This is a genomic window from Ruegeria sp. CDSA021, assembly GCF_059612325.1.
Map to the genome: position 1 here is coordinate 1 of NZ_JBXWQJ010000009.1, position 22,937 is coordinate 22,937.

Here is a 22,937-nt window from a genome sequence, read left to right on the forward strand (position 1 = left end):
TTCGTTCACTCAGAGCTGGTCTACGGTTTGGTGAATGCCTTCTCAGACGTGTCCGGGGATCGATACCTTGGATTGAACGTAGGGGAGACATTTGACCTGCAAGAGTGGCCTCCGTTCGCTCAAGCCCTGCAATCGACAAAAACGCTGTTCGAGTTTTTTACCCGCTTTATTGGGCTTGTACCGCAAGAGTCCAATTCTGTTCGGCACAACCTTGTCATTGAAGCAGACAAAGCGACGTATCGTATCGATAGGCAACAGGAACCAACTGTCCCACCCATTCAGGTTACCGGTTTTGGTGCCGCAATCTATGTACGTCTATTGCAGACCGTCGTTGGAGATTCTTGGGATTCTTCCCGTGTGCGATGGGAAAGCAGATACATCAATGGTCTGCCTATCGACTACAAGGGGATCGAGATTGGCCTTGGGTCCGATCCCGGCATGCAAATTAGTTTTCCTGTGCAATGGTTATTTTTGCACCATGTCTCAGAGGTCTCTGCCAGGCCCATAGCCTCGCCTCGACAAGAGGGAGAAGTAACCGTGGTGGCAGCTTTGCGATCTGTCTTACGCGAAAAACTGGATGAAACCGATTTGGGACCAGAGGTGGTGGCTGGATTTCTGGGAATACAGCCGGAAAGGTTTCTGAAAGCGCTTCAGCGGCAAGGCACAACGCTATCCCGCGAAATCAAACGGCTCCGTGTTGATGTCGCCAAGGAGCACCTCAAAGAAGACCAGATGACGATTGCGGAGATTGGTCTGATGCTCGGCTATTCTGACAAGTCCCACTTCACTCGCTTTTTCCGAGGCCAAACCGGGATGACACCGACCAAGTTCCGAAGCAAGTAAAGGTGGTCGAGCCAAAAGAATGCTTAGAAGACGAGGTGCTCGTCGGATCAGTTTGGAAAAGTTGTAGTGCGGCGCGAAAGGAAAAGCCGACGATTCGAAAAGGTCGGTTGCCACCGTCGATAAAACCTCTGCAACTGGCAGTTTCGATGTGTATTTCGGAGTTTACAAAGCTTGGTTGCGAATAGTCCTTAATTACCCGACCTTCGACGGCTGCTTTGTCCCGCGATTCGTGAGTGTGACAGGCCTCCTTTCTCGCGAGTGCAGCGAATGGCGGCAAAGCCATGTTCTGTAACACCATGCCGATTTTCTCGGCCCGCACCTCACACAGATCGCGCGCAGACAACTGATTGACGTCCTGGCCTTCGATGAACAGCTGGCCGGATGTGGGTTCAATCAGGCGGTTCACGTGGCGAATCAGGGTCGATTTACCCGAACCGGACAAACCCATGATGCAGAAAATCTCGCCTCGACCGACCGTGAATGTAGCGTCCTTTACACCTACTATACAGTCAAATTGATCGCGCACCTCGAGCTTACCAAGATCTTGTTCCTGAACGGCTTTTATGGCTTCTGCGGATTGCTTCCGGAAAATTTTCCACAGATTTCGACAATCGATGACGGCGTCATCATAAGAGTCTTTCACCGACTCCTCCCAACCTGGAAATGGTGTGAATACTACATATTTTTTATTGTACACACTTTGTATTTTTATTAAGCTGTCCACTTAGTGGATTCACAGCGGTGAATCAGTCATCTCTATGGCGCGAAAGGTCCTGAGGGAGGTCAGACATGAAAGACGCGTCGCGGCGCAGAAAACAAAAGCTCTTTAAACACTTGAAAGTGTCAATCCTGACATTGCGCCTGCAACCCGGCGCTGATCTGGACGAAGCGACACTATCGGAGGAATTTGAACTGTCCCGCACTCCATTGCGCGAAGTGTTCCGGCAACTGGCAGGTGAAGGTTATCTTGAGCTGCGACAAAACCGCGGAGCCCGAGTATCGGGGATGTCCTATACCACTTTGCGGGATTTCTTTCTGGCGGCACCGATGATCTATGGCGCAATCCTGCAGCTGGCCGCCAAGAATGCAAAGCCCACTCAGATTGACCTGTTAAAGCAGGCGCAAGATACATTTAAATCGGCGCTGCGTTCCGGTTCGGGTGCGGATCGGGCAATGGCGAATAACCAGTTCCACGAGGTCACCGGCGAAATGGCCGATAACGTCTATCTGCTGCCATCCTTCAAAAGGCTGCTGATCGACCATGCCCGAATTGGCATGACGTTCTACCGGCCCAAGGACCAAGTTATGGCCGATAACCTGTCGCAAGCCAGTTCCCAGCATGACGCTATCATCGCCGCCATCGAGGCGGGTGATGAGGCAGCGGCTGCGCAGCTGGCCATTGATCACTGGAATCTCTCACGCGACCAGATCGAGCTGTTCGTCACGCCGTCCGGGCTTGACCTGCCGCTGGGGACTGTGGCTCGCAAAACCCCTGCATGAGGACGTAAATGACCCCCCTGTTCAAATTTGAAGGAATCTACACCCCGGTAGTGACCCCTTATTGCGAGGATGGCAGTGTCAACTGGGATGCTCTGTCGGAGGTGATCGAATTTCTAATCGAAAATGGTGTACACGGTCTGATTTCGGGCGGGTCTACTGGTGAGAACTACTCTCAGACCGTGACCGAACGCCTCGAGTTGGCCAAATTCACCCATGACCGCCTGAAAGGCCGCCTGCCGCTGGTGGTCGGCACGGGGGCAATGATGACGCCAGATTCTATTTATCTGGCTGCAGGTGCGCGTGAAATCGGGGCGGATTCAATACTTCTGGCCAGTCCTGCTTATTCAGTACCGACTGATCGGGAAAACGCGTTGAACGCGCTGGCCATCGACAAGGCGGCTGATCTGCCGGTGATGCTGTACAACTATCCGCACCGGACCGGCACCATGATGGGCGAGGAGTTTCTTGATCGCGTGGGCCGCAGCCGGAATTTCTGCGGCATCAAGGAGAGCTCGGGCGATATCAACCGCGTGCATCTATTGGCGCGGGATTACCCACATATCCAGCTGGGCTGCGGCATGGATGACCAGGCGCTGGAGTTCTTTGCCTGGGGTGCGCCCTTCTGGGTTTGCGGCGGGTCGAACTTCCTGCCGGCGGAACATGTGGCGCTGTACAATGCCTGCGTCGTGGAAGGAAACTTTGACAAAGGTCGCCGTATCATGAGCGCGATGCTGCCGCTGATGCATGTGCTGGAACAGGGCGGCAAGTTCATCCAGACCATCAAACACGGCGTCACCATGAACGGGATCGATGCGGGCATCATGCGCCCGCCGCTGCGCGGTCTGAACAAGGATGACAAACGTGCATTGGAACAGGTCACACGCGTGTTGAAACGCAAAATCGCCGACATCGTGGCAGAAGGATAAGAGACATGGATCTGCTGACACAGGACGAATACAAATCCATTGCCACGGGTCTGGACTTGCCCACCGGCGCATTCATCGATGGCAGCTTTCGTCCGGCCATCTCGGGCAAGACCTTCACAACCATCAACCCTGCGAGCGGCGAAAAACTGACCGAGATTGCCGCGTGCGATACCTCAGATGTGGACTTTGCCGTCGAGAAAGCGCGCGAGGCGTTCGAGGACGGTCGCTGGTCGAAACTGCACCCCTCCGAGCGCAAGGACGTGCTGATCCGATTGTGCAAACTCATGACCCGCAACGCACGCGAACTGGCGGTGATGGAGAGCATCGACAGCGGCAAAACGATCTTCGATTGTGAAACCGTGGACGTGCCCGAGACCATCCACTGCCTGAAATGGCACGCAGAGGCAATCGACAAGATCTACGATCAGGTCTCGCCCGCCTCTGACGATCATATCGCCATGGTTATCCGCGAGCCCATTGGCGTCGTGGGGCTGGTGCTGCCGTGGAACTTTCCGCTGTTGATGCTGGCATGGAAAATCGGCCCGGCCCTTGCTGCGGGCTGTTCGCTGGTCATCAAACCAGCTGCTGAAACCACCCTGACCGCGCTGCGCGTGGCAGAGCTGGCGATGGAAGCCGGTGTGCCTGCCGGCGTGCTGAACATCCTCCCCGGAAGCGGAGCCGATGTGGGTGAACCCATCGGGCGACACATGGACGTCGACATGGTCTCGTTCACCGGCTCGACCGTGACGGGCAAACGCTTTCTTACCTATTCGGCGGAATCGAATGCCAAAGAAGTCGTGCTTGAGATGGGCGGCAAGAACCCGGCCATCGTGATGGACGATGCCGAGAACCTGGACCGCGTCGCCGAGCATCTGGTCAATGGTGCGTTCTGGAATATGGGCGAGAATTGCTCGGCCAGTTCGCGCCTGATCGTGCATAAAGATGTGAAGAGCGAGTTGCTGGACCGAATCGCACATCACGCCAAGCAGTGGAATATCGGTGACCCGCTGAACCCGGAAACGCGCATGGGTGCGTTGGTTTCTGAAGGTCATTTCAACAAGGTGTGCGGCTATCTGGAACAGGCAGAAAACGTCCTTATCGGCGGCAAAGCCGATAAGGGCTTTGTTGAGGCGACGGTCGTCGAAGTCTCTGATAACGAGGCCATTCTTGCCCGCGAAGAAATCTTTGGTCCTGTGTTGTCAGTCATCGAGGTATCCGGCTTTGACGAGGCGATCTCGGTCGCCAATGACACGGAATACGGGCTCTGCGCGTCGATCTTCACCGCCAATGCAAAACGCGCCATCCGAGGCGCCCGTGCCCTGCGCGTCGGAACCGTCACAGTGAACAGTTTTGGCGAAGGAGACATCTCGACACCGTTTGGTGGCTACAAGCAATCCGGCTTTGGCGGGCGCGACAATTCGATCCATGCCCATGATCAGTACACCCAGTTGAAAACCATCTGGATAGATCTGGCAGATGATGCGGATGAGGCCGTGGATTGAGCCGGTATGACGCCAAACGCCTGCCCCGACAAACGGGATCGGCGGGATGGAATGCAATCCTGCCGCCACAGACTCCTCTACCCGAGCTCGACGACGATCTGACAGCAGATATAACGATCATCGGAGGCGGGTTCGCGGGCCTAAGCGCCGCGCGGCGATTGCACCAGATCGACCCATCTCTGAAAGTCGTCCTGTTGGAGGCTGGGCGCTTTGCCGAAGGGTCCGCCGGGCGCAATTCAGGCTTCATGATTGATCTGCCGCACGATCTGGCCTCGGAGAATTATACGAGCGCGGGGTTGGAGGCGGATCGGGCCAGTATTGCGCTGAACCGGCAGGCGATTGCTTTTGCTTCCCAGGCTGCGGCAGAGTGCGAACTGCCGGAGGAGATGTTCGAACCCTGCGGCAAGATCAATGCTGCCGCAACACCGGCGGGTGACCGGCATAACGCCGATTATGCCGCGCATCTGGCGCGGTTGGGTGAGCCTTGCGAGATGTATGATCACCACCAGATGCGGGCTTTGACGGGCAGTCCACATTATACCTCGGGCCTGTTCACGCCAGGGACGGTGATGATCCAGCCTGCCGCGTATATCCGGGCGCTGTCGGCACAGTTGGCGCGCCGGGTCAGGGTCCATGAGAATTCAGCAGTGACCGGATTCAGCAAGCAGAGCAGCGGCTGGGTGGTCGAGACCGGGAAGGCGCGGGTGTCGACAGGGCGAATCGTGCTGGCCAATAACGGGCATCTTGAGAGTTTCGGCTTCTATCAGCGACGCCTGATGCACATATGCCTCTATGCTTCGATGACGGAACCGCTGAGCGAGGCGCAGATCGCAACGCTGGGCGGGCAGCCACGCTGGTCGGTGACACCTGCGGACCCAATGGGAACCTCGGTGCGGCGGGTTTCAGGTCGCTATGGGGATCGTATTCTGATCCGGAGCTGTTCCAGCTTTCACCCGACGATCGAGACCAGTTCGATGCGTCTGCGTAATGCAGGTTGGGTACACGACCGCAAGTTCAGGGAACGCTTCCCGCATCTGCCTGATGTACGGATGGAACACCGTTGGGCCGGAATGCTGTGCCTCAGCCGTAATGGATCAGCCGCATTCGGTGAGCTTGAGACGGGCGTTTATTCTGCCTGCTGCCAAAACGGTCTGGGCCTCGCACGAGGGACATTGCAGGGTATGGCCGTGGCGGAATTGGTCACTCAGGGCGGGTCGGACATCGCCGACCACTTTCTGGCCCAACCGATGCCGCCACGTCTCCCGCCGGAACCGTTCGCGTCACTGGGGGCAAACAGCTATCTGATCTGGAAAGAATGGCGATCCGGGGCTGAATAGCCGTCGGACCGTTTACGGCGAGGCTGGATCAGAATATCGAATACATCTCCATTGCCATCGATCACACGCCACAGCCAATGTTTCACTCCATTGATCGGGACGATCACTTCGTCCATATGCCATTTGTCGTGCGGCCGGGGCTGGTCGCGTCGGATACAAGCCGCGAACTGAGACCCGAAACGGTTCGCGCAGAGACGAACCGCTTCACGACTGACGATGACGCCACACTCTGCCAGAAGGTCCCCGACATCCGCCGTGCTGAGAGCAAACCGATGATATGCCCACACCGCATAGGCGATGATTTCGCGAGGAAAACGGAAGCCCTTCAGCCGCGGCAATCAGGTCGGAATGGTCATGGTACCGCGCTATCCGAGAAGGACAACCCGATCAAATTGGCAATGCTGCAGCTTTCGAAAAGTCCCGCCGTCATGCAATGATTGCAAGGCGCATATGTGTTTTTTGATGGTGTTTTCGTCTCAAAGTTTCACCTATCTATGCGTCGTTATGGCAGCTCCTGTAGAGGATCAGAACAATGAACAACGTTGTAAAAGACACACTGGGTATCGCGGCTTTGGTGGCAGTAACCGGAGTATTTGTTGGTCTGCATTCTTGGATGTACGTCCTCTGAATACCCATCGCCGCAGGTTCCGCGCCGGGCAGGCCAGCTGCGAGCGACAAGTTAGGGGCTTTGATGCTCCGAACAATGAGAAAGGCGCCCGAACCCGGGCGCCTTTGTACATTTTCGATGGTCCTACTAGCGGCTTAACAGCAAGTCCGGCAACCACAGTGCCAGTTCAGGAATGAATGTCGTCAGCATCAGCGTCGGCAGCCAGGCAAACACGATGAAAACCAATGTCGGCCACAACATCTTTGAGACCGGCGTATCGCAGATTTGAGCCCCAAGATAAAGCAACGGAGCCGTCGGCGGCGTGATATTGGCCATCCCAAGATTGACACCGATGATCGCGGCAAAATGGATCGGATCAACTCCGACACTTTGGGCGATCGGCAGCAGGATCGGAGTTGCCAACAAAAGGCCCGAGATGTCGTCCATCAGCATCCCGATCAGGATCATCACCACGTTGATCATCAAGAGGATAATGACCGGATTGTCCGAAACAGAATAAACCATGTCCTTGGCCAGTTGCGGAGCGCCCTGCGAGATCAGATTGTCCGACACGATCAGAACCATGAAAATCATGACCATGACCACACCAATGGTCACGCCTGAGTTCTGGATCGTCTGCGCCAGGGTCTTCCAGGTCAGGCCACGATAGAAGTAGATCGCAACCGGGATCGCATAGCAAACCGCGATGCCTGCGGCCTCTGTCGGGGTCATGATGCCGCCATAAATACCACCCAGAATGATAATCGGCATCATCAGCGCAGGCCCGGCCAGGCGGCCTTGACCCAAGAGAGCAGGCATGAACGGATCAGGACGATCCGTCAGTTGGATATCGTCATACTTCCGCAGCATGAACTGGTTGGTAATGATCAGAAGCGTGATCAGGATGATCGCGGGGATGACCGTAGACAGGAAGCATTTCAACACGTGTTGCTGTGCCACCCAGCCATAAAGGATGTGCGACGAGCTGGGCGGGATCAAAAGGCCTAAGGGGCTTGCCGACACGATCAGTGCCGCGGATTGCCCTTTCGGATAGTTCGCCTTTTTCAGGTGCGGCATCATGATGCCACCGATACAGGTTAGCGTCGCATTGGCACTGCCCGAGATCGAGCCGAAGACACCGCAGGCCAGCACGGATGCCGCGTTCAAACCACCTTTGATGTGACCGATGAACATCTCGGCCAGCGCCACCAGGGGGGCTGCAATCCGGCCTTTCTCCATGATGCCGCCAGCAATCATGAAGAGCGGAATTGCCAACAACACCAGAGAGCGGATCCCGGTTGCACCGGTCGGCAAGTAGCCCGTAATGGACTGATCCCCAACCAGCGCAATAAAGATCAGAACAGCTCCAAACGCCACATAGACGCTGACGCCCAGCAAGAGCATCAGACAGACAATAATAAGACTTCCGCCGATAATCATTTCGCGGCTCCTTTAAGGGTTTCGGACCGCAAAGGAAGACCGAGCCCCTTTCGGATATGCACGTAAAGATACGCAGCTGTGAACATCGCCATGAAGCCAAATGCGCACATGATCGCGATACGCCAGGTAACAAAAGGAATGCGCAACACCGGCGTCGACCTCAACCGTGGGAACGAGAAGTCGTCCAGCAGCGACACGTAGCAGGCATAAACCATAAAGAGGATTATAAGCAGTTCGACCAACAGCACTACGAATCCGCGCCACCAGATCATCCGAGGATTATGGATCACGATGCCCAGGATGTCGGCGTTGATGTGCAGGTTGCGTGCAGATGCCAGAACCGCTCCGGCAAAAAAGCCCACGATAGAGAAGGCCAAAAGCCATTCTTCGTAAGCAAAAAGATCGCCGCCAAAACCGTATCTGATCACAACAACAGCACCAAAGGTGAAGGCCATCAGGAAGCCACTGGCCATCACGATCTGTCGCATAACAAATGCGATCAATTTCATGGGATACCCAATGATCGGTGGAAGTTCGTCCGTGACTTTCTGCGGTTTTTCGGCGTCGTCGTCGCCGACATACGTCGTCATGTCATCTTTCTCAATCGACATGCCTGTCCCCCCGCTTTTTTCTTTTTTGTGAGTAAATAGCGAAAGGGCCGGCAATTTTGCCGGCCCGATTGATTGTGCTGACTATCAGTTTTTGCTGGCCAGCAAACGGTCGATCACATCCTGGCCAACGTTCTGGGCCATCATCGGCCAGATCTGTTCCTGGATATGTGCGGCCATCGCGGCCTGTTCTTCGTCGTTCAGGGACAGGATGGTATAACCTTTTTCGACCAACTTCTCTCCAAACGCCGCATCGTTGTCGCGGTTATACTGGAAGAAGTCGTCCGACGCCTTGGTCATGGCTGACTGCAGGGCTTCGCGCTGCTCGTCATTCAGCTTGTCCAGAGTACGCTGCGACGCGTAGAACGTCGTCAGTTCCGAGATTGAGTTATACTCGATAAAATGGGTGCCAACATCCGACTGGGCGAAGATAGAATAGGTTGCCGTCTTGGTGCAGCAGATCGCGCCATCAACAATACCTGACTGGATCGCAGGGAAGATATCGCCCCACGCCATGGTCGTGGCCTGGAAACCAAGCGCTTCCACCATGCCTTTTACGGCGGGCGACGACCATACACGAATGTTCATGCCTTTATCGTCGAACGTGTTCCAGTTGGTCGGCTCTTGAGTAGCCACGATGCCAACAAACCCTTCAGGGTTCTGGGCCATAACGCTCACACCGTACTCGTCGGTGATTTCCTGCAGGATTTTGTTATATTCGGAGTCCATGTTGCGCATGATGTTGTCCATGTCATCCCAGCCACCCACGAGGAACGGCATCGACAGGAACTCAAGGCGCGGGTCGGTGTCGGCATAGATGAACGCCGCCGCCAGATCGATATTACCCCGCGCCACATCTTCAAAAAGCGCCTCGCCCGAGCCAAGCTGGTTGGCCGGGAAAACTTCGATTGTCAGTCCGACATCAGCGGCAGCAACATCGGCGGCCACCTGCTCCATCATCTTGGTGCCCTGGTGGTCAATCGGGAACACACCGGCAAAGCGCAGTTTCATATCTTCTGCCAGCGCTGCGGTGGACATCAGCGCGCTTACGGCGCCAAGCATCAGGCCCTTGGTGACATATTTGAATTTCATCTAGATTTCTCCCAGTTTGCGGTTCTTATTTCGTTTGGCATCTTTTGCTGACCGCTGCAAATTATTGCGTTTGGTCACACTATGCGAACACATATCGCAGTGCAATTTGATTCAAGGCTTGTTTTTGCTTGGATCGGGTTCCTCTCTATTTAGGATTTTTTCGGGGTGTGGTTTCTGGTGCCTGCGAGCGTAAGCTCGATCCATTATCGCCTCATCAAACCGATTGGCCGACCAATTTCGGCAGGGCGGGCGATCGGTTTGTGTTCAGCCGCCAACGCGGCGATTCGGGTTTGAATGTCTGCCGGATAGGGGGCGGAGCGGCGTGTGCCGTGATCGACATTCATGAGAACCTGTTCCATCACGCAGACAGTTGTTTGATCTTTCAGCTTTATCATCGATCCCGCGATGTGTAGGCGTTTTGCATCGGCATCCAATAGTAGAAACCGGCAGAGAAACTCATCGCCTGCCAAAAGCTCACCCAGGTAGTGGACGTGGTTTTGGAGTGCAAATGGCCCGGCGTTACAGGCCTTCACGAAACTGGGGCCAATGCCCAGTTCTTCGTCCAGCATGACATCCAGCGCTTCGTCAAAGGCCATCACGTAGTAAGCCAGATTCATGTGGCCATTGTAGTCAATCCACGCTTCAGGCACCTGACGAATCTCTGATGTAACTCCGTGGGTCATGGGGTACCGTCCGCAAACCCGCTGAGAAACGCATGCAGGTTGTCACCCAATTCGTTACAGAGGTACCCTCCTTCCTGAACAATCACTGTCGGGAGACCGAGTGCGGCCAATTCTTTTCCGATCTCGGAAAAACCGGAGGTCGATACCGTCAGCCCACCAAAGGGGTCGCCCTCGTAGGCGTCGAGGCCAAGCGCAATCACTACAGCGCCCGGCGCGAAATTTCGCACATGAGCCAGACCGTCCCGCAGACCCTTCATGAATCCGTCGGTCCCGGTACCGCGTGGCAGCGGAACGTTCAGGTTGTAACCGTGCCCTGCACCTTCTCCGACCTCGTGCGCGTGGCCCCAGAAAAACGGATAGAACCGCGCGGGATCCGCATGGATGGACAGTGTAAACACGTCGTCGCGCGCAAAGAAAATGCCCTGCGTGCCGTTGCCGTGATGCAGATCAACATCGATGATTGCAACGCGGTCGTGGGTTTGCCGCAGAAACTGGGCAGCAATGGCACTGTTGTTAAGGTAGCAAAAGCCACCCGCGAGATCGGTGAAACAATGATGCCCCGGCGGGCGGCACAGCGCGTAGGCCACGTGATCCCCGTTCAGAACGACTTCAGCCGCGGATACAGCGCAATTTGCGGACCAGCGCGCTGCCTCCCAGGTATGTTCACCAATCGGGCAGGACATGTCGGTGATATGAAATCCGGCCTGTCCCACCGCTGACAATGGATAGCTGGCGGTGCGGCGATCCGGATGAATGTTCGGGAAAATCTCGGGCGTCGCATCGGGTATGCGCTTCCAACGCTCATGAACCGTGGACAGAAATTTCAAATAGACGGGACTATGAACCGCCGCGATGGGGCCAAGCCCGTGATCCTTCGGCACATGCAGGTCATGCCCACCGGCAGCCACGCCCGAAAGCAGTTTTTCTAACCGCTCGGGTGTTTCGGGGTTGGGTTGCATGACACCATTCACCAGGAAACCGCTTGGATTGTGTTGGCTTTGCCGTTTCTGATCCGAAAACACCTTCATGTGTCAGAACCCCACCTTGTCCGCGCCTTTGAGGCTGAGCATCTTGCGCGTCTCAGCCGGAGTGGCGATTTCATATCCCAGCTCTTCCAGAATGTGCCGGATTTTTCTGACCTGCTGGGCGTTGCTGGTGGCCAGTTCCCCGCGCCCGATCATCAGGCTGTCTTCGAGGCCCACGCGCACATGCCCGCCCAGAATGGAGCTCATCGTGGCGAGCGGCATCTGCTGCCGTCCTGCCGCAAGTGCCGAAAACTCGTACGCATCGCCAAGAAGACGGTCAGCGGTTTCCTTGAGGCTCATCAGACTGTGCGGGCTTGCATCGATCCCACCAAGAACCCCCATGACGAATTGAAGAAATACCGGTCGCACAAGGCGTTTTTGCTTCAGGTAGAAAGCAATCGTCTGGATATGGCCCAAATCGTAGCATTCGCATTCAAATCGCGCGCCCGCCTCCTCACCAAGCATCCGAAACACGGTTTCGATGTCATGAAACGTGTTCTTGAACACTGTGTCACGGGTGTTTTCAAGAAAACTTTCCTCCCAGTCATAGGTCCAGTCCGAATATCGATCCTTCATCGGGAAAAGCCCGAAATTGACCGACCCCATGTTCAGCGAACACATCTCGGGTGCCAGTTCGGCGGGGGCTGACAAACGCTGTTCCACGCTCATCTGGGAACTGCCGCCGGTGGTCAGATTGATGACCGCATCTGTTGCGTTCTTGATCCGGGGCAGGAACTGGCGAAAGACGTTGATATCAGCACTTGGGCGCCCGGTTTCCGGGTCGCGCGCATGCAGGTGTAGGACAGACGCGCCTGCCTCAGCGGCCTCGATCGCCGAAGTCGCGATCTCGGCGGGCGTCACCGGGAGGTAGGGGCTCATGCTCGGGGTGTGGATCGAGCCGGTGATGGCGCAAGTGAGAATGATCTTTTGTGCCATGGCTAGCACTCCAATCCGCATTCTCGGGAAAAGGCCCCGAGACTGTCGTCAAGAATGTTCAGGATTTCATTGATCTGAGGTTCAGTCACAATCATCGGTGGACACACAAGGAAGTGGTCGCCCTCCACCCCGCCACGGGTGCGGCGCGAATACGTTATTAGATTTCGGTCGTAACAAAGCTCCACAAGCCGCTCATAGGCGTTCAGGTTCTTGGGCAGCGGTGCCATCGTTTCACGATCCGAGACAAGTTCGAATGCGGTCAGCAAGCCCTTGCCGCGTACATCGCCAATGAAGGCATAGCGCTTCATCAGGTCCCGAAGGCCCTCCATCAGCACATCCCCCATGACGCTTGCATTGGTCATCAGGTCATGCCGTTCGATCTCGTCCAGAACCGCAAGCCCCGCCGAACAGGCCAGCGGGTTTCCCGCATAGGTATGCCCGTGCGCGAACCCGCCGGTATCAAGCACCGTGCCGACCATTCCTTCGTCGGCGATCATTGCCCCTAACGGCGCATAACCCGCACCAAAGCCCTTGGAAAGCGCCACGAGGTCCGGACGCACATTCCAATGATCGGACGCTAAAAACGCCCCAGTGCGTCCGACGCCTGACATCACTTCGTCCATGATCAGCAGCACGCCGAAATCATCACAAATCTCGCGTACTCTGGCGTAATAACTGTCGGGCGCCACCAGCGCCCCGGTGGACGCGCCGCCTACGGGTTCCATCGCAAAGGCCAGAACGGTTTCGGGCCCCTGAGCGATGATCTCATCTCGCAGCATCTCGGCATATTTCAATCCCCTGTCATGGTCCGACAGGTTGTCACGATCCTGATAACAGGTCGGCGCAGGGATTTTCGGCATATCTTTGTACAGCGGCCCAAAGGCATTTGTCAGCGGCCCGTAGCCGGTGATTGCCAGCGCCCCCAGCGTGGACCCGTGATAGGAGGGAAAGCGCGAGATCACTTTCCAGCGGCTTGCCTGATCTGACGCGACGGCCCATTGCCGCGCGAATTTAACGCAGGATTCAACCGCCTCGGACCCTCCAGAGACAAAGAACACCTTGCTCAACCCATCCGGCATACGATCAGCAATCGCTGTCGCCAGATCTTCCGCTGGTGCGTTTTCGAAATGCAGCCGGTAGGCAAAAGTGGCGCTGTTCATCTGCGCCATCATCGCGTCCAGAACGCGCGGGTTGGAATGGCCGATATTGCTGACCATGGCACCGGATGATCCGTCGATATACCGTTCTCCGTTCTTCGCCCAGATATAAATCCCTTCGGCGCGCTCGACTTCGGGGCGGCGCGTACGGTTCTGATAAAACAGGTTCGATGTCTTCAAAGGGCTCCTCGCTTCGGTATTTTGGTAGAACAACGCCGAGCATAACCTTGTGTTTAAAAGTGACATGGAGCAAATAGATAATGCGAGCTATTGTTATTGATGAGATCAATGATGAACACCACTGATCAGGAAAAGCTGATCCGGGAACTGGATTGGAACTTGCTGCGCACCTTCATGTTCATTGTGCAGGAAGGCAGTATCACGCTTGCGGCAAAACGCCTTATGCGCCGCCAACCCTCGGTCAGCCAGGCTCTCAAACGGTTGGAGGCCCGGTTGGGCACGCCATTGATCGATCGCAGTCCGTCGCATTTTCGCGTCACCCCAGCAGGGCAGAGCCTCTATAAGGAATGCTTGGAAATGTTCGGCAGCCTGGCGCGCGCCATTCAGAGTGCACAGAGTACCGAGGACACCGTGACAGGCACGGTCAAGCTCGCCTTGCTCAGCCGAATAGAAAACGAATTCTTCGATCAGGTCCTTTCGGATTTCCACCGACAATTTCCCGAAGTCAACTTTGACATTGAGGTCATGTCGAGCAAGGACGTGCGCCAGGCCGTGCTGACCAAATCCGCGTCTCTTGGGGTGTGCCTCGTACATGACGCACACTCGAACCTAATGTATGATGTATTGTACCGCTCATATTTTGGGTTCTATTGCGGACCCAGCCATCCTTTGTTCGGGCAACGTGACCTTTCGCTGGACGATTTGCGAAATCACTCGTCTGTGTCCTTTCGGACCGATCAACTTTGGGATGCGCTGCGTCCGGTGGCGTTGCTGCGCGCGCAGCATAAGCTGGATAACAGGGTAATCGGCTACACATCCGATCTGGGAGAGGCCCAGCGTATGATCAGCGCGGGCCTTGGGTTTGGGCCGCTCCCCAACCATGTGGCTGAAAGGTTTGTCAGGCGTGGCAAGCTTTGGCGATTGCCCCCCTATGAAAACACGCTGGCGATTGATATTCATCTGGTTCACCATAAGGATGCCCGCCTGAACCGGGCGGAACACGCCCTTCTTGAGATGTTTCGTGCGCGACTCAACAGCGTCCCGCTCACCGAGCGTAGCCGCAATCTGGCTGTGGCCGGGTAATGGGTAGACCGCAGCAAATGCTAGGAAAGGCCAAGCCGTGACCTCAAATGACGCCCTGACGCTACTGGCCTGCCAGATAGAGGTCCCGGCTACGGAAAGTGCCGCAGCGCGGGACAAACATCTGGAGATATCAGCCGCCAAAATCCGCGCCCAATTGAAGACGCGGCCGGCTGACCTTGTGGTTCTGCCCGAGCTTTCAAGCATCGACTATTCCCGCGCGGCCTTCGACCGGCTCAACAAGATTGCAGAGCCGCTGGAGGGCGCATCCTTTGAAACCTGGCGGGCTGTGGCAATCGAGTTTGGCGCGCACGTGTCCTATGGGTTTGCGCGCAAAGGGACGCAGGGCACCCATATATCTGTTGCGGTGGTATCACCCGCAGGCTTATTGGTCGGGTACTATGACAAGCTCCATCTTTGCCAATATGGTGCATCGATGGAAAAGGAATATTTCGTATCAGGAGGTCATGTATTTACGTTCGAAATCAACGGCATAACGATTTCTCCCATCATTTGCTACGACATACGAATACCCGAACTGTCGCGCGTTCTGACATTGAAGCACGGTGTTGATCTGATCCTTCATAGCGGTGCATATTACCGGGATGAATCTTTCAATACCTGGCACAGCTTTGCCAAGACCCGCGCAATGGAGAACCAGATTTACTTTTTGTCCCTGAACCGTGCCGGAAAGACGTGGGGCAATTCGATCTTCTGCCTGCCTTGGATGGATGAGAACATTCCGCCGCAACGATTTGCCGACACGGATGAAGATTTCCGCCATCTGTCAATCAATCGCGAACATCTGCTGAAGGCGAGAGAGAACTACACCTTTCTCAAAGACCGTTTGGCGGATTATGACGCGCTTTGACAGAACGGGGACTTTAGTTCTCGCAGAAGTTTTGCAGACCAACTCAAACTCGATCGAGCCAGGTAAACTCAACGCCCATCTTTCCACGCAAAGGCCAGGTTGCTCGGTTTGAACCCGTTTCGTCCCGCTTCTCGATGAAGGATCTCGTTTGCGGCGAAAGGGCAGTCTGGCTTCGGCCGGTATTCGAGGCGTGAACAAAATTCTGAGGCGATTTGGGTGCCCAGCCAAAATACGGGTCCGTTGCATTAACGTAATAGAGCTGCGTTTATCGTCGGTAGTGCTCACCGTTCATGCAGTTTCCTGGAACAGGTTTTCGACAAAGATGATCTCGTTGATCACTCTGGTCTCACAATTCTCGAACTGGCCTTTTCGAATGGTGCGGAAAGTTTCGATGCCAGCGAGCGCGGCCTTCGCTCCTGCCAATGTCTGGAACCAGCGCATGGGTCGCAATCGCTGCTTCAGCGCGGCGTGATCGCTCTCGATCCTATTGTTCAAATACTTGCGGTCAATGTGCCTGATCGTATCTTCAGGCCCGAGGCGGTCGTTGATCTCGCGGATCACCTTTGCGTAGCTGTGCGCCTTGTCGGTGACGATCGTTTGCGATTGGTACTGTCGCACGGTATCTCGGGCCTGGCGCAGAAACGCCCTTGCTGCCTTGGCATCCCTCCGCGCCGTCAGGCGGAAGTCGATCAGTTGCAAACTTTTGGCTGTTGACGAGGTCGGATGCTGCGGGTGAATGACTTTCGGTATACTCAGCCGAAAGTCAGTTCATAATTTCCTTCAAAGGCCCGCAATATCCGAAGGATGTGATCCTGTTCGCGGTGTTTTTCTATGTCCGATACGGCGTGTCATACCGGGATCTGGAAGAAATCATGGCCGAGCGCGGTGTTTCAGTGGACCACACTACGCTAAACCGATGGGTAACACGGTATTCTGGTGCAATCGCTGAGGTAGCACGTCGCCGCAAAGGGCCATGTGACCGTTCGTGGAGAATGGACGAAACTTACATTAAAGTTAAAGGCGCGTCGGTTTACCTCTATCGAGTTGTCGACAAGCGCGGCAAGACCCTTGATTTCATGCTTTCACGACATTGAAACAAACCAGCCGCCACCAATTTCTTCGCCAGGATGTTAGAGATCAATGGATTGCCGAGGAAGATTGTGATCGACAAGAGCGGTGCCAACACCGCCGGGATCAAGGCGATCAACAAAATGCTCAAAGGCTTTGGCTGCCCGATCCCAATTGAGATGGTGAGGCGGAAATACTTGAACAATATCGTGGAACAGGACCACCGTTTCATCAAGAGACGCACGCGGCCAATGCTGGGGTTCAAGGCCTTCGCTTCAGCGGCGGCAACGCTCGGCGGAATCGAAGTGTCGCACATGATCCGCAAGGGCCAACTCACGCCTGGACTCTGTCCGTTTAAGCAGTTCGCTGAGCTCGCCACCTGACTTACAAGCGATTGCTGAAACAACTCAACGGGTTCAAATCTTTGCAACAAAACCTCATCACCGACAAATTGCGCAGCTATATCAAACCGATCAAGACACTGGTCCCGGACGCTGACCACCGAGCCCACAACGGCCTCAACAACGCGATCGAAGTGTGGCACAGGCCGACCCGCAAATGGGAGAAAATGTTCGGGCGGTTCAAATCCCACCGACAGGCTCAAAGGTTTCCATCCGCGCACGACCAGATCAATTTGATTTTCCGACCGCGTCGCTATCAACTCACCGCAGTTTCATACCGCCACGCTCGCACCGATGCTATCAACCTTTGGACCGATTACACCGTTGAAATGAAGGCGTGAGACAGCTTTCGCTAGACCCCTCACAATCTGCCCTAAACATCTTGGCAATTCCTCCGTTACGATACAGCCTCAGTTCTCCGAAAAACCCTGACGACGGACAAACAGCATCGGTGTTGTCGCGTTGACTGTCCCAACATTGATACGCAACACTCACTGTGGAGCAACCGAAGCTCTAAGCAATTCCTGCGAGTATTCATGCCTGGGGTTTCCCATCCGCAGAGTTTCGGAGGACATGACTTCCACAATCTCGCCGTTTCTCATGACAGCTAGTTGGTCACACATATGCGCAATTACAGGAAGGTCATGGGATACCATCAGATACGTCAGTCCGTGTTTCGTGCGCAGGTCAGCGAGCAAATTCAGAACTTCGGCCTGAACGCTGACATCCAAGGCCGACGTGGGCTCATCCAATAGCAGGATATCTGGCTCGCCTGCCAAGGCCCTTGCAATGGCAACGCGCTGACGCTGACCACCAGAGAGCTGGTGCGGGTATCGGAACCGGAACCGTTGCCCAAGGCCGACATCATCCAACAGACCCGCCACACGTTTGTCGATATTGTCCAATCCGTGCAGATGCAGAGTTTCGCTGAGCACCTGATCGACTGTGTGCCGCGGATGAAGCGAGGCGTAAGGATCCTGAAACACCATTTGCACCGTCCGGAAGAACACGCGATCCCGTTTCGCTCCGGACAGCGCCTGACCTTCGACCTCGATGGTACCGGACCATTGCGGCGCAAGGCCCGTTATTGCGCGCAGGATGGTCGATTTACCGGATCCGCTCTCTCCCACAAGACCAAAGCTTTCGCCTTGCATGACACTGAGGTTGGCACCTTTGACCGCATCAACGCGGTCATGTGTTTGGCCGAACCAGACGTCCAAATCTTTGATTTCCAGTGCAGTCATCTCACCCCCTGACACTTGGCGCACTCGACCAGGACGGGTCACGAGTCAGGACGCTCAGATGGGTGCGGGTGTCATCAAGTCGGGGAAGGGAATTCAACAGTCCTTGGGTGTATGGGTGTTGCGCTTGGTGCAGCTTTTTCGCTTCGCAAACTTCGACAATCCGGCCTGAATACATGATGAGAACGCGGTCGCAGAACTCGGACACGAGGTTCAGGTCGTGACTGATGAAGATCAGCCCCATGCCCCGTTCCTTGACCAACCCGTCCATGATGTTTAGAACCTGTCTCTGGACGCTGACATCCAGTGCTGAGGTCGGCTCATCCGCGATCAGTATCTTGGGATTGGGGATCAGCATCATCGCGATCATGATACGCTGTCCCATACCTCCGGAAACTTCATGAGGATAAGCGCGCATCACCCTCTCAGCATCACGGATCGACACATTCTCCAGCATCTCGATAGCCATCTTCCGTGCACGAGACTTGGAGCCGGAATTGTGTTGAAGGTAGGCCTCCATAAGTTGCTCACCAACAGTGACCACCGGGTTCAGTGAGAATTTGGGGTCTTGCATGACCATGGAAATCTGCTTCCCCCGGACCTCGCGCATCTCGCGTTCGCTTAACTTCAGCAGATCGCGACCTTCCAGATTGACGTGACTGGCCTCTACTATGCCGGGTTTGCGGATAAGGCGCAGGATAGCCCGACCCGTCATTGACTTGCCGGAACCGCTTTCACCGACAATACCCAGCCGTTCGCGTCCCAGCGAGAACGATACGCCGCGTACGGCGTCGAACACGCCCTGACGGGTTGGGAAACGGACCCAAAGATCTTCGATGTCCAGCAAACTCATTGTCCGTCATCCTTCGGGTCCAGGGCGTCCCTCAAGCCGTCACCCAGCAGGTTGAAAGCCAGCGATACCGTAAAAATCGCGAGCCCCGGCACAGTGGCAACCCACCAGTGGTCCAAAATAAATCTGCGACCCTCTGATATCATCGCCCCCCATTCAGGACTGGGCGGTTGTGCGCCCAGACCGAGGAAACCCAAGCCAGCCGCCGCCAGAATAATCCCAGCCATATCCAGCGTGACGCGCACGATCAGCGACGAAATACAAAGTGGCCAGATATGGCGCGTGATGATGCGCAAAGGCCCTGCACCTTGCAGGCGGATCGCGTTGATGTAGTCAGTCGATCGGATGGTCAGCGTTTCGGCCCGCGACATACGTGCATAGGGAGGCCAAGCCGTTAGCGAAATTGCAAGCACCGCATTTTCGATCCCGGCGCCAAGGGCTGCAACAAATGCCAGCGCCAGAACCAGGCGCGGGAAAGCTAGGAAGATGTCCGTGATGCGCATCAGGACCACATCGGCCCAACCTCCAGCATACCCCGCAACAGTCCCCACCAAAAGACCCGCAACTGGGGCGATCAGAGCAACCAGAGCGACGATGTAGAGCGTGATACGTGCACCATAAATCAATCTGGACAGAATATCCCGCCCCAAACTGTCGGTGCCCAAAAGATGCCCCTCGGTCCCTATGGGCTGAAGACGGCTGGCAAGATCCTGAGAAAACGGATCATGCGGGGCCAGAACAGGGGCAAATACGGCGGTGAAAACAAGAAGTACCAGAATGGTCAAACCAACCATAGCCATGGAATTCGTTCGCAGTGTTAGCCAGCCCTTATACAGACTGGACAATCTGGCGTGACGGCGTGACGTAGGTGCGTCGGCCAGCAGCCATTGTCGCAAAGTCAAATCGCTCATTTCGACCTCGGGTCAAAGAAACGGTAGAGAAGATCAGAGAGTATATTCAGACAGATAAAGATCAGCCCGACCACAACTGTTCCGCCCAGAACAGCATTCATGTCTGCGCTCAGCAATGCCGTTGTGATGTAACTGCCGATGCCTGGCCAACTGAAGATGATCTCGGTCAGAACGGACCCTTCAAGCAGGTTGGCATAGCTCAGCGCGATGACCGTGATCAGTTGCACCCGGATATTCTTGAATGCATGGCGCCAGATCACTTGCCGTTCCGACAGGCCTTTGACCCGTGCGGTGATGACATATTCGGCCGAAAGCTGTTCCAGCATGAAGGAACGGGTCATCCGGCTGATATAGGCCAACGAGTAATAGCCGAGTAAAGCCGCCGGCAAGATGATATGGGTTAAAGCATTACGGAAGACATCCCAGTCTTGAACGATAGCGCTGTCCAACAGGATCAAACCCGTACGCGTTGGCACAACATCTTCGTAGAAAATGTCCAGCCGTCCGGGACCACCAACCCAACCAAGAACCCCATAGAACACCAGCAGACCCATCAAGCCCAACCAGAAGATAGGCATCGAATAGCCGACAAGCGCGACAACCCGAGCGATCTGGTCAATCCACGAACCACGCTTTACTGCGGCAATCACCCCTAACGGAACGCCGAGAAAAATGCCGATCAGAACACCCAGAGTGGCGAGTTCCAACGTGGCGGGGAAAACCCGGGCGATGTCCTCGGATACAGGGCGCGCATTCAGCAGTGAGTTTCCGAAATCTCCGTGCAGGACATCCCACAAATAGTACAAGAATTGCACCAACAATGGCTTATCGAGACCAAGTTGTTGGTAGACCGCATCATATGTCGATTGTGATGCACGTTCACCAACGATGGCCAGCACCGGATCAATCGGCATCACGCGGCCGATGATGAAGGTTACGAACAGCAGCCCCAGCATTGTTATTGCGATGGTACCAAGAGTTTTCAGGATGCTCTTGATCCAATGGATGAGAGGCGCCGAACGGCGCCCCCCTGTTGGTCTTTCGGCCAGTGCCATTTACTTGGTCACCTGCCAGTATGACGCCGACGTAATCGCCTGTCCGGTCGAGAAATCCGTCACATTGTCACGCATCGCCGATTGTTCAATTTGCTGGAACATGATGACAAAAGGCGATGTCTCACGGAAATCTGCCTGAATTGTCTTATACATATCAGCACGTTTTACTGTATCGTTTTCCACAACGGCAGCATTCGTCTTCTCGGTCAGACCATCTGTATCCCAGGAATTCCGCCAGGCCAGCAAACCGGTGGCATTGGCCTCATCTGAATTGTCCGGGTTGTACGCAAACGTACCGGCGTTTGTTTGCGGGTCAGGGTAATCCGGCCCCCACGCCCCAAGATAAACGTCCAGTTCACGCGAGCGGTATCGCGCCAGAATCTGCTTGGCGGTTCCGACCGTGATGTTCATCTTGATGCCGACTTGTCCCAGCGCGTTTTGCATGGCCTGCGCAATCTCAATGCGCTCCTGTGCTTCGCGCACGCCGACCTCAATCTCAAGCCCGCTTACACCGGCCTCATCCAGCAAGGATTTGGCTTTTTCGATATCAAAGTTAAACGGGGCCTCGTCGGATGCGCCCAGATATGTCTGAGGTAGAAAGTTCTGATGGATCGTGTACTGACCCTTCAGGAAACTGTCGCGCATCCCTTCATAGTCAATGAGGTACTTAAAGGCCTGCCTAACCTGAGGTTTGCTCAGTTCGGGATGCTTCTGGTTCAGCGATACATACATCAGACGGCCTTTCAGCTCGTCTGCGATTTTGACCCCATCCACCGATGAGGCACCAGCCACATCTTCGGGGTTCAGATTGCGGGCAATGTCGATGTCCCCGCGTTCCAGCAACAGACGCTGACTGGCGCTTTCTTGAACGTGGCGCACGACCACACGCTCCATGGTCGGGGCACCCAGATAGAAGTCGGGGTTGGACTTCAGCGTTACGCTTTCATTCGGCTTCCAGCTGACCAGACTATAGGCACCCGATCCAGCGGTGTTGGTTTTGAGCCATTCATTGCCCAAATCGCCATCTTTATCGTGCTCCATCACTGTCTTTTTATCGACGATCCCGCCAATTGTAGAGGTCAGGCAGTTCAGGACAAAGGATGTCGCATAAGGCTTGTCCGTGGTGATGGTCAACGTATCGCCATCTGCAACGATTGTTTGCTCAATGTTTTCAGGCGTGAATCCAAACTGTGTTAGGATAAACGCCGGAGTTTTGTTCAGAATGATCGCGCGGCGCAGCGAAAACTGAACGTCCTCGGCGGTCACAGGGTTACCAGAGTGAAACGTCAGCCCGTCCCGGATTTTGAATGTGATGGACGTTCCGTCCTCTGACACGTCCCAGCTTTCGGCAATATCCGGCTGATACCCGGCATCCAAGTCCAGCGGGTCGAAATTCACCAGTTTCTGATAAACGTTCCTGCTGACATCGGACCCGGCAAATTCAAAGCTCTCGGCTGGGTCCAGTGTGGTGATGTCGTCAATGCGATTTGCGATAACCAGCATATTTGGTGGCGTTTCAGCCATCGCAGAAGTCGAAGTCACGGCCAGCGCCATTCCAAGCGCCGCTCCGGTAAGCAATCTACTAAATGCGTTCATGATGTCCTCTCTGTCACTATGTCTTTCA

20 protein-coding genes and 4 pseudogenes are annotated in these 22,937 nt (G+C 55.3%); 9 read left to right on the forward strand and 15 right to left on the reverse strand.

All coding sequences use genetic code 11. From position 1 onward, the window contains the following. A partial coding sequence (locus AC2FLD_RS13075) for an AraC family transcriptional regulator (RefSeq protein WP_496671417.1) occupies window positions 1-843 on the forward strand: 843 nt, incomplete at its 5' end. Here the strand turns inward: AC2FLD_RS13075 and AC2FLD_RS13080 are convergent. Continuing rightward, a complete protein-coding gene (locus AC2FLD_RS13080) occupies window positions 785-1,486 on the reverse strand; it encodes an ATP-binding cassette domain-containing protein (RefSeq protein ID WP_496671420.1) in 702 nt (233 codons plus the stop codon). The genes AC2FLD_RS13075 and AC2FLD_RS13080 overlap by 59 nt on opposite strands. Before the next feature lie 146 nt (window positions 1,487-1,632). Here AC2FLD_RS13080 and AC2FLD_RS13085 point away from each other — a divergent pair, with 146 nt between their 5' ends. The 4 genes and pseudogenes from AC2FLD_RS13085 to AC2FLD_RS13100 form a co-directional block, all read left to right on the forward strand. Continuing rightward, window positions 1,633-2,343, forward strand: a complete 711-nt coding sequence (locus AC2FLD_RS13085) for a GntR family transcriptional regulator (RefSeq protein WP_496671423.1) — start codon at window positions 1,633-1,635, stop codon at window positions 2,341-2,343. Between the two features lie 8 nt (window positions 2,344-2,351). Continuing rightward, on the forward strand, window positions 2,352-3,269 hold the full coding sequence (locus AC2FLD_RS13090; protein WP_050604389.1) for a dihydrodipicolinate synthase family protein: 918 nt from the start codon (window positions 2,352-2,354) through the stop codon (window positions 3,267-3,269). Between the two features lie 5 nt (window positions 3,270-3,274). Then, window positions 3,275-4,771: an aldehyde dehydrogenase gene (locus AC2FLD_RS13095; protein ID WP_496671426.1), complete on the forward strand. Its 1,497-nt coding sequence runs from the start codon at window positions 3,275-3,277 to the stop codon at window positions 4,769-4,771. Continuing rightward, a pseudogene (locus AC2FLD_RS13100) lies at window positions 4,768-5,958 on the forward strand (NAD(P)/FAD-dependent oxidoreductase); the annotation flags it as partial. The gene AC2FLD_RS13095 and the pseudogene AC2FLD_RS13100, both read left to right, overlap by 4 nt. A gap of 22 nt (window positions 5,959-5,980) precedes the next feature. Here AC2FLD_RS13100 and AC2FLD_RS13105 read toward each other — a convergent pair. From AC2FLD_RS13105 to AC2FLD_RS13140, 8 genes and pseudogenes are all read right to left on the reverse strand, one after another. Continuing rightward, a pseudogene (locus AC2FLD_RS13105) lies at window positions 5,981-6,446 on the reverse strand (IS6 family transposase); the annotation flags it as partial. 416 nt (window positions 6,447-6,862) lie between these two features. Continuing rightward, complete coding sequence (locus AC2FLD_RS13110) at window positions 6,863-8,155, reverse strand: TRAP transporter large permease (RefSeq protein ID WP_496671429.1); 1,293 nt, start codon at window positions 8,153-8,155, stop codon at window positions 6,863-6,865. Next, window positions 8,152-8,766 carry a TRAP transporter small permease gene (locus AC2FLD_RS13115; RefSeq protein ID WP_083445288.1) on the reverse strand — a complete coding sequence of 205 codons (615 nt, stop codon included), beginning with the start codon at window positions 8,764-8,766 and terminating at the stop codon, window positions 8,152-8,154. Before AC2FLD_RS13115 ends, AC2FLD_RS13110 begins: the two co-directional genes overlap by 4 nt. An 84-nt stretch (window positions 8,767-8,850) precedes the next feature. After that, a complete protein-coding gene (dctP, locus tag AC2FLD_RS13120) occupies window positions 8,851-9,855 on the reverse strand; it encodes a TRAP transporter substrate-binding protein DctP (RefSeq protein WP_050604384.1) in 1,005 nt (334 codons plus the stop codon). Between the two features lie 203 nt (window positions 9,856-10,058). Next, a complete protein-coding gene (locus AC2FLD_RS13125; protein ID WP_496671432.1) occupies window positions 10,059-10,538 on the reverse strand; it encodes a thioesterase family protein in 480 nt (159 codons plus the stop codon). Next, on the reverse strand, window positions 10,535-11,566 hold the full coding sequence (locus AC2FLD_RS13130; protein WP_496671435.1) for a histone deacetylase family protein: 1,032 nt from the start codon (window positions 11,564-11,566) through the stop codon (window positions 10,535-10,537). The genes AC2FLD_RS13125 and AC2FLD_RS13130 overlap by 4 nt, the downstream gene beginning before the upstream one ends. Before the next feature lie 3 nt (window positions 11,567-11,569). After that, window positions 11,570-12,499, reverse strand: coding sequence for a 3,5-dioxohexanoate:acetyl-CoA acetone transferase (gene kce / locus AC2FLD_RS13135; protein ID WP_496671438.1), 930 nt, complete (start codon window positions 12,497-12,499; stop codon window positions 11,570-11,572). Window positions 12,500-12,501: 2 nt separating this feature from the next. Continuing rightward, on the reverse strand, window positions 12,502-13,836 hold the full coding sequence (locus tag AC2FLD_RS13140) for an aminotransferase family protein (RefSeq protein WP_496671440.1): 1,335 nt from the start codon (window positions 13,834-13,836) through the stop codon (window positions 12,502-12,504). A 111-nt stretch (window positions 13,837-13,947) separates the two neighbouring features. Between AC2FLD_RS13140 and AC2FLD_RS13145 the strand changes: the two genes are divergently transcribed. Further along, window positions 13,948-14,919: a LysR family transcriptional regulator gene (locus AC2FLD_RS13145; protein ID WP_496671443.1), complete on the forward strand. Its 972-nt coding sequence runs from the start codon at window positions 13,948-13,950 to the stop codon at window positions 14,917-14,919. A 37-nt stretch (window positions 14,920-14,956) separates the two neighbouring features. Continuing rightward, window positions 14,957-15,787 carry a carbon-nitrogen hydrolase family protein gene (locus AC2FLD_RS13150; RefSeq protein ID WP_496671445.1) on the forward strand — a complete coding sequence of 277 codons (831 nt, stop codon included), beginning with the start codon at window positions 14,957-14,959 and terminating at the stop codon, window positions 15,785-15,787. 288 nt (window positions 15,788-16,075) lie between these two features. Here AC2FLD_RS13150 and AC2FLD_RS13155 read toward each other — a convergent pair whose 3' ends face one another. After that, the gene (locus AC2FLD_RS13155) at window positions 16,076-16,486 is read right to left on the reverse strand and encodes a DDE-type integrase/transposase/recombinase (RefSeq protein ID WP_496671448.1); all 411 of its coding nucleotides are present in this window, start codon (window positions 16,484-16,486) and stop codon (window positions 16,076-16,078) included. A 71-nt stretch (window positions 16,487-16,557) separates the two neighbouring features. Between AC2FLD_RS13155 and AC2FLD_RS13160 the strand changes: the two are divergent. Then, window positions 16,558-17,238, forward strand: a pseudogene (locus AC2FLD_RS13160) (IS6 family transposase). A gap of 8 nt (window positions 17,239-17,246) precedes the next feature. Continuing rightward, window positions 17,247-17,597, forward strand: a pseudogene (locus AC2FLD_RS13165) (DDE-type integrase/transposase/recombinase); the annotation flags it as partial. 150 nt (window positions 17,598-17,747) lie between these two features. Here the strand turns inward: AC2FLD_RS13165 and AC2FLD_RS13170 are convergent. From AC2FLD_RS13170 to AC2FLD_RS13190, 5 genes are read right to left on the reverse strand one after another with little or no spacing between them, the layout of a single operon-like run. Then, complete coding sequence (locus tag AC2FLD_RS13170; RefSeq protein ID WP_496671450.1) at window positions 17,748-18,500, reverse strand: ABC transporter ATP-binding protein; 753 nt, start codon at window positions 18,498-18,500, stop codon at window positions 17,748-17,750. Window position 18,501: 1 nt separating this feature from the next. Next, the gene (locus AC2FLD_RS13175) at window positions 18,502-19,350 is read right to left on the reverse strand and encodes an ABC transporter ATP-binding protein (protein WP_496671453.1); all 849 of its coding nucleotides are present in this window, start codon (window positions 19,348-19,350) and stop codon (window positions 18,502-18,504) included. Further along, window positions 19,347-20,258: a nickel transporter permease gene (gene nikC, locus AC2FLD_RS13180; RefSeq protein ID WP_299669968.1), complete on the reverse strand. Its 912-nt coding sequence runs from the start codon at window positions 20,256-20,258 to the stop codon at window positions 19,347-19,349. Before nikC ends, AC2FLD_RS13175 begins: the two co-directional genes overlap by 4 nt. Continuing rightward, window positions 20,255-21,313 carry an ABC transporter permease gene (locus AC2FLD_RS13185; protein WP_496671455.1) on the reverse strand — a complete coding sequence of 353 codons (1,059 nt, stop codon included), beginning with the start codon at window positions 21,311-21,313 and terminating at the stop codon, window positions 20,255-20,257. Before AC2FLD_RS13185 ends, nikC begins: the two co-directional genes overlap by 4 nt. After that, window positions 21,314-22,909 (reverse strand): ABC transporter substrate-binding protein, encoded by a 1,596-nt coding sequence (locus AC2FLD_RS13190; protein ID WP_050604372.1) that lies wholly within the window; start codon window positions 22,907-22,909, stop codon window positions 21,314-21,316. It lies immediately after the preceding gene. Between the last annotated feature and the right edge of the window lie 28 nt (window positions 22,910-22,937).

Bases quoted from the DNA above. Each gene is read 5' to 3' on its own strand.
- AC2FLD_RS13170 (WP_496671450.1), bottom strand. From the start codon at position 18,500: ATGACTGCACTGGAAATCAAAGATTTGGACGTCTGGTTCGGCCAAACA.
- AC2FLD_RS13145 (WP_496671443.1), top strand. From the start codon at position 13,948: ATGAACACCACTGATCAGGAAAAGCTGATCCGGGAACTGGATTGGAAC.
- AC2FLD_RS13085 (WP_496671423.1), top strand. From the start codon at position 1,633: ATGAAAGACGCGTCGCGGCGCAGAAAACAAAAGCTCTTTAAACACTTG.
- AC2FLD_RS13095 (WP_496671426.1), top strand. From the start codon at position 3,275: ATGGATCTGCTGACACAGGACGAATACAAATCCATTGCCACGGGTCTG.
- AC2FLD_RS13130 (WP_496671435.1), bottom strand. From the start codon at position 11,566: ATGAAGGTGTTTTCGGATCAGAAACGGCAAAGCCAACACAATCCAAGC.
- AC2FLD_RS13110 (WP_496671429.1), bottom strand. From the start codon at position 8,155: ATGATTATCGGCGGAAGTCTTATTATTGTCTGTCTGATGCTCTTGCTG.
- AC2FLD_RS13190 (WP_050604372.1), bottom strand. From the start codon at position 22,909: ATGAACGCATTTAGTAGATTGCTTACCGGAGCGGCGCTTGGAATGGCG.
- AC2FLD_RS13185 (WP_496671455.1), bottom strand. From the start codon at position 21,313: ATGGCACTGGCCGAAAGACCAACAGGGGGGCGCCGTTCGGCGCCTCTC.
- nikC (WP_299669968.1), bottom strand. From the start codon at position 20,258: ATGAGCGATTTGACTTTGCGACAATGGCTGCTGGCCGACGCACCTACG.
- kce (WP_496671438.1), bottom strand. From the start codon at position 12,499: ATGGCACAAAAGATCATTCTCACTTGCGCCATCACCGGCTCGATCCAC.
- AC2FLD_RS13125 (WP_496671432.1), bottom strand. From the start codon at position 10,538: ATGACCCACGGAGTTACATCAGAGATTCGTCAGGTGCCTGAAGCGTGG.
- AC2FLD_RS13090 (WP_050604389.1), top strand. From the start codon at position 2,352: ATGACCCCCCTGTTCAAATTTGAAGGAATCTACACCCCGGTAGTGACC.
- AC2FLD_RS13115 (WP_083445288.1), bottom strand. From the start codon at position 8,766: ATGTCGATTGAGAAAGATGACATGACGACGTATGTCGGCGACGACGAC.
- AC2FLD_RS13175 (WP_496671453.1), bottom strand. From the start codon at position 19,350: ATGAGTTTGCTGGACATCGAAGATCTTTGGGTCCGTTTCCCAACCCGT.
- dctP (WP_050604384.1), bottom strand. From the start codon at position 9,855: ATGAAATTCAAATATGTCACCAAGGGCCTGATGCTTGGCGCCGTAAGC.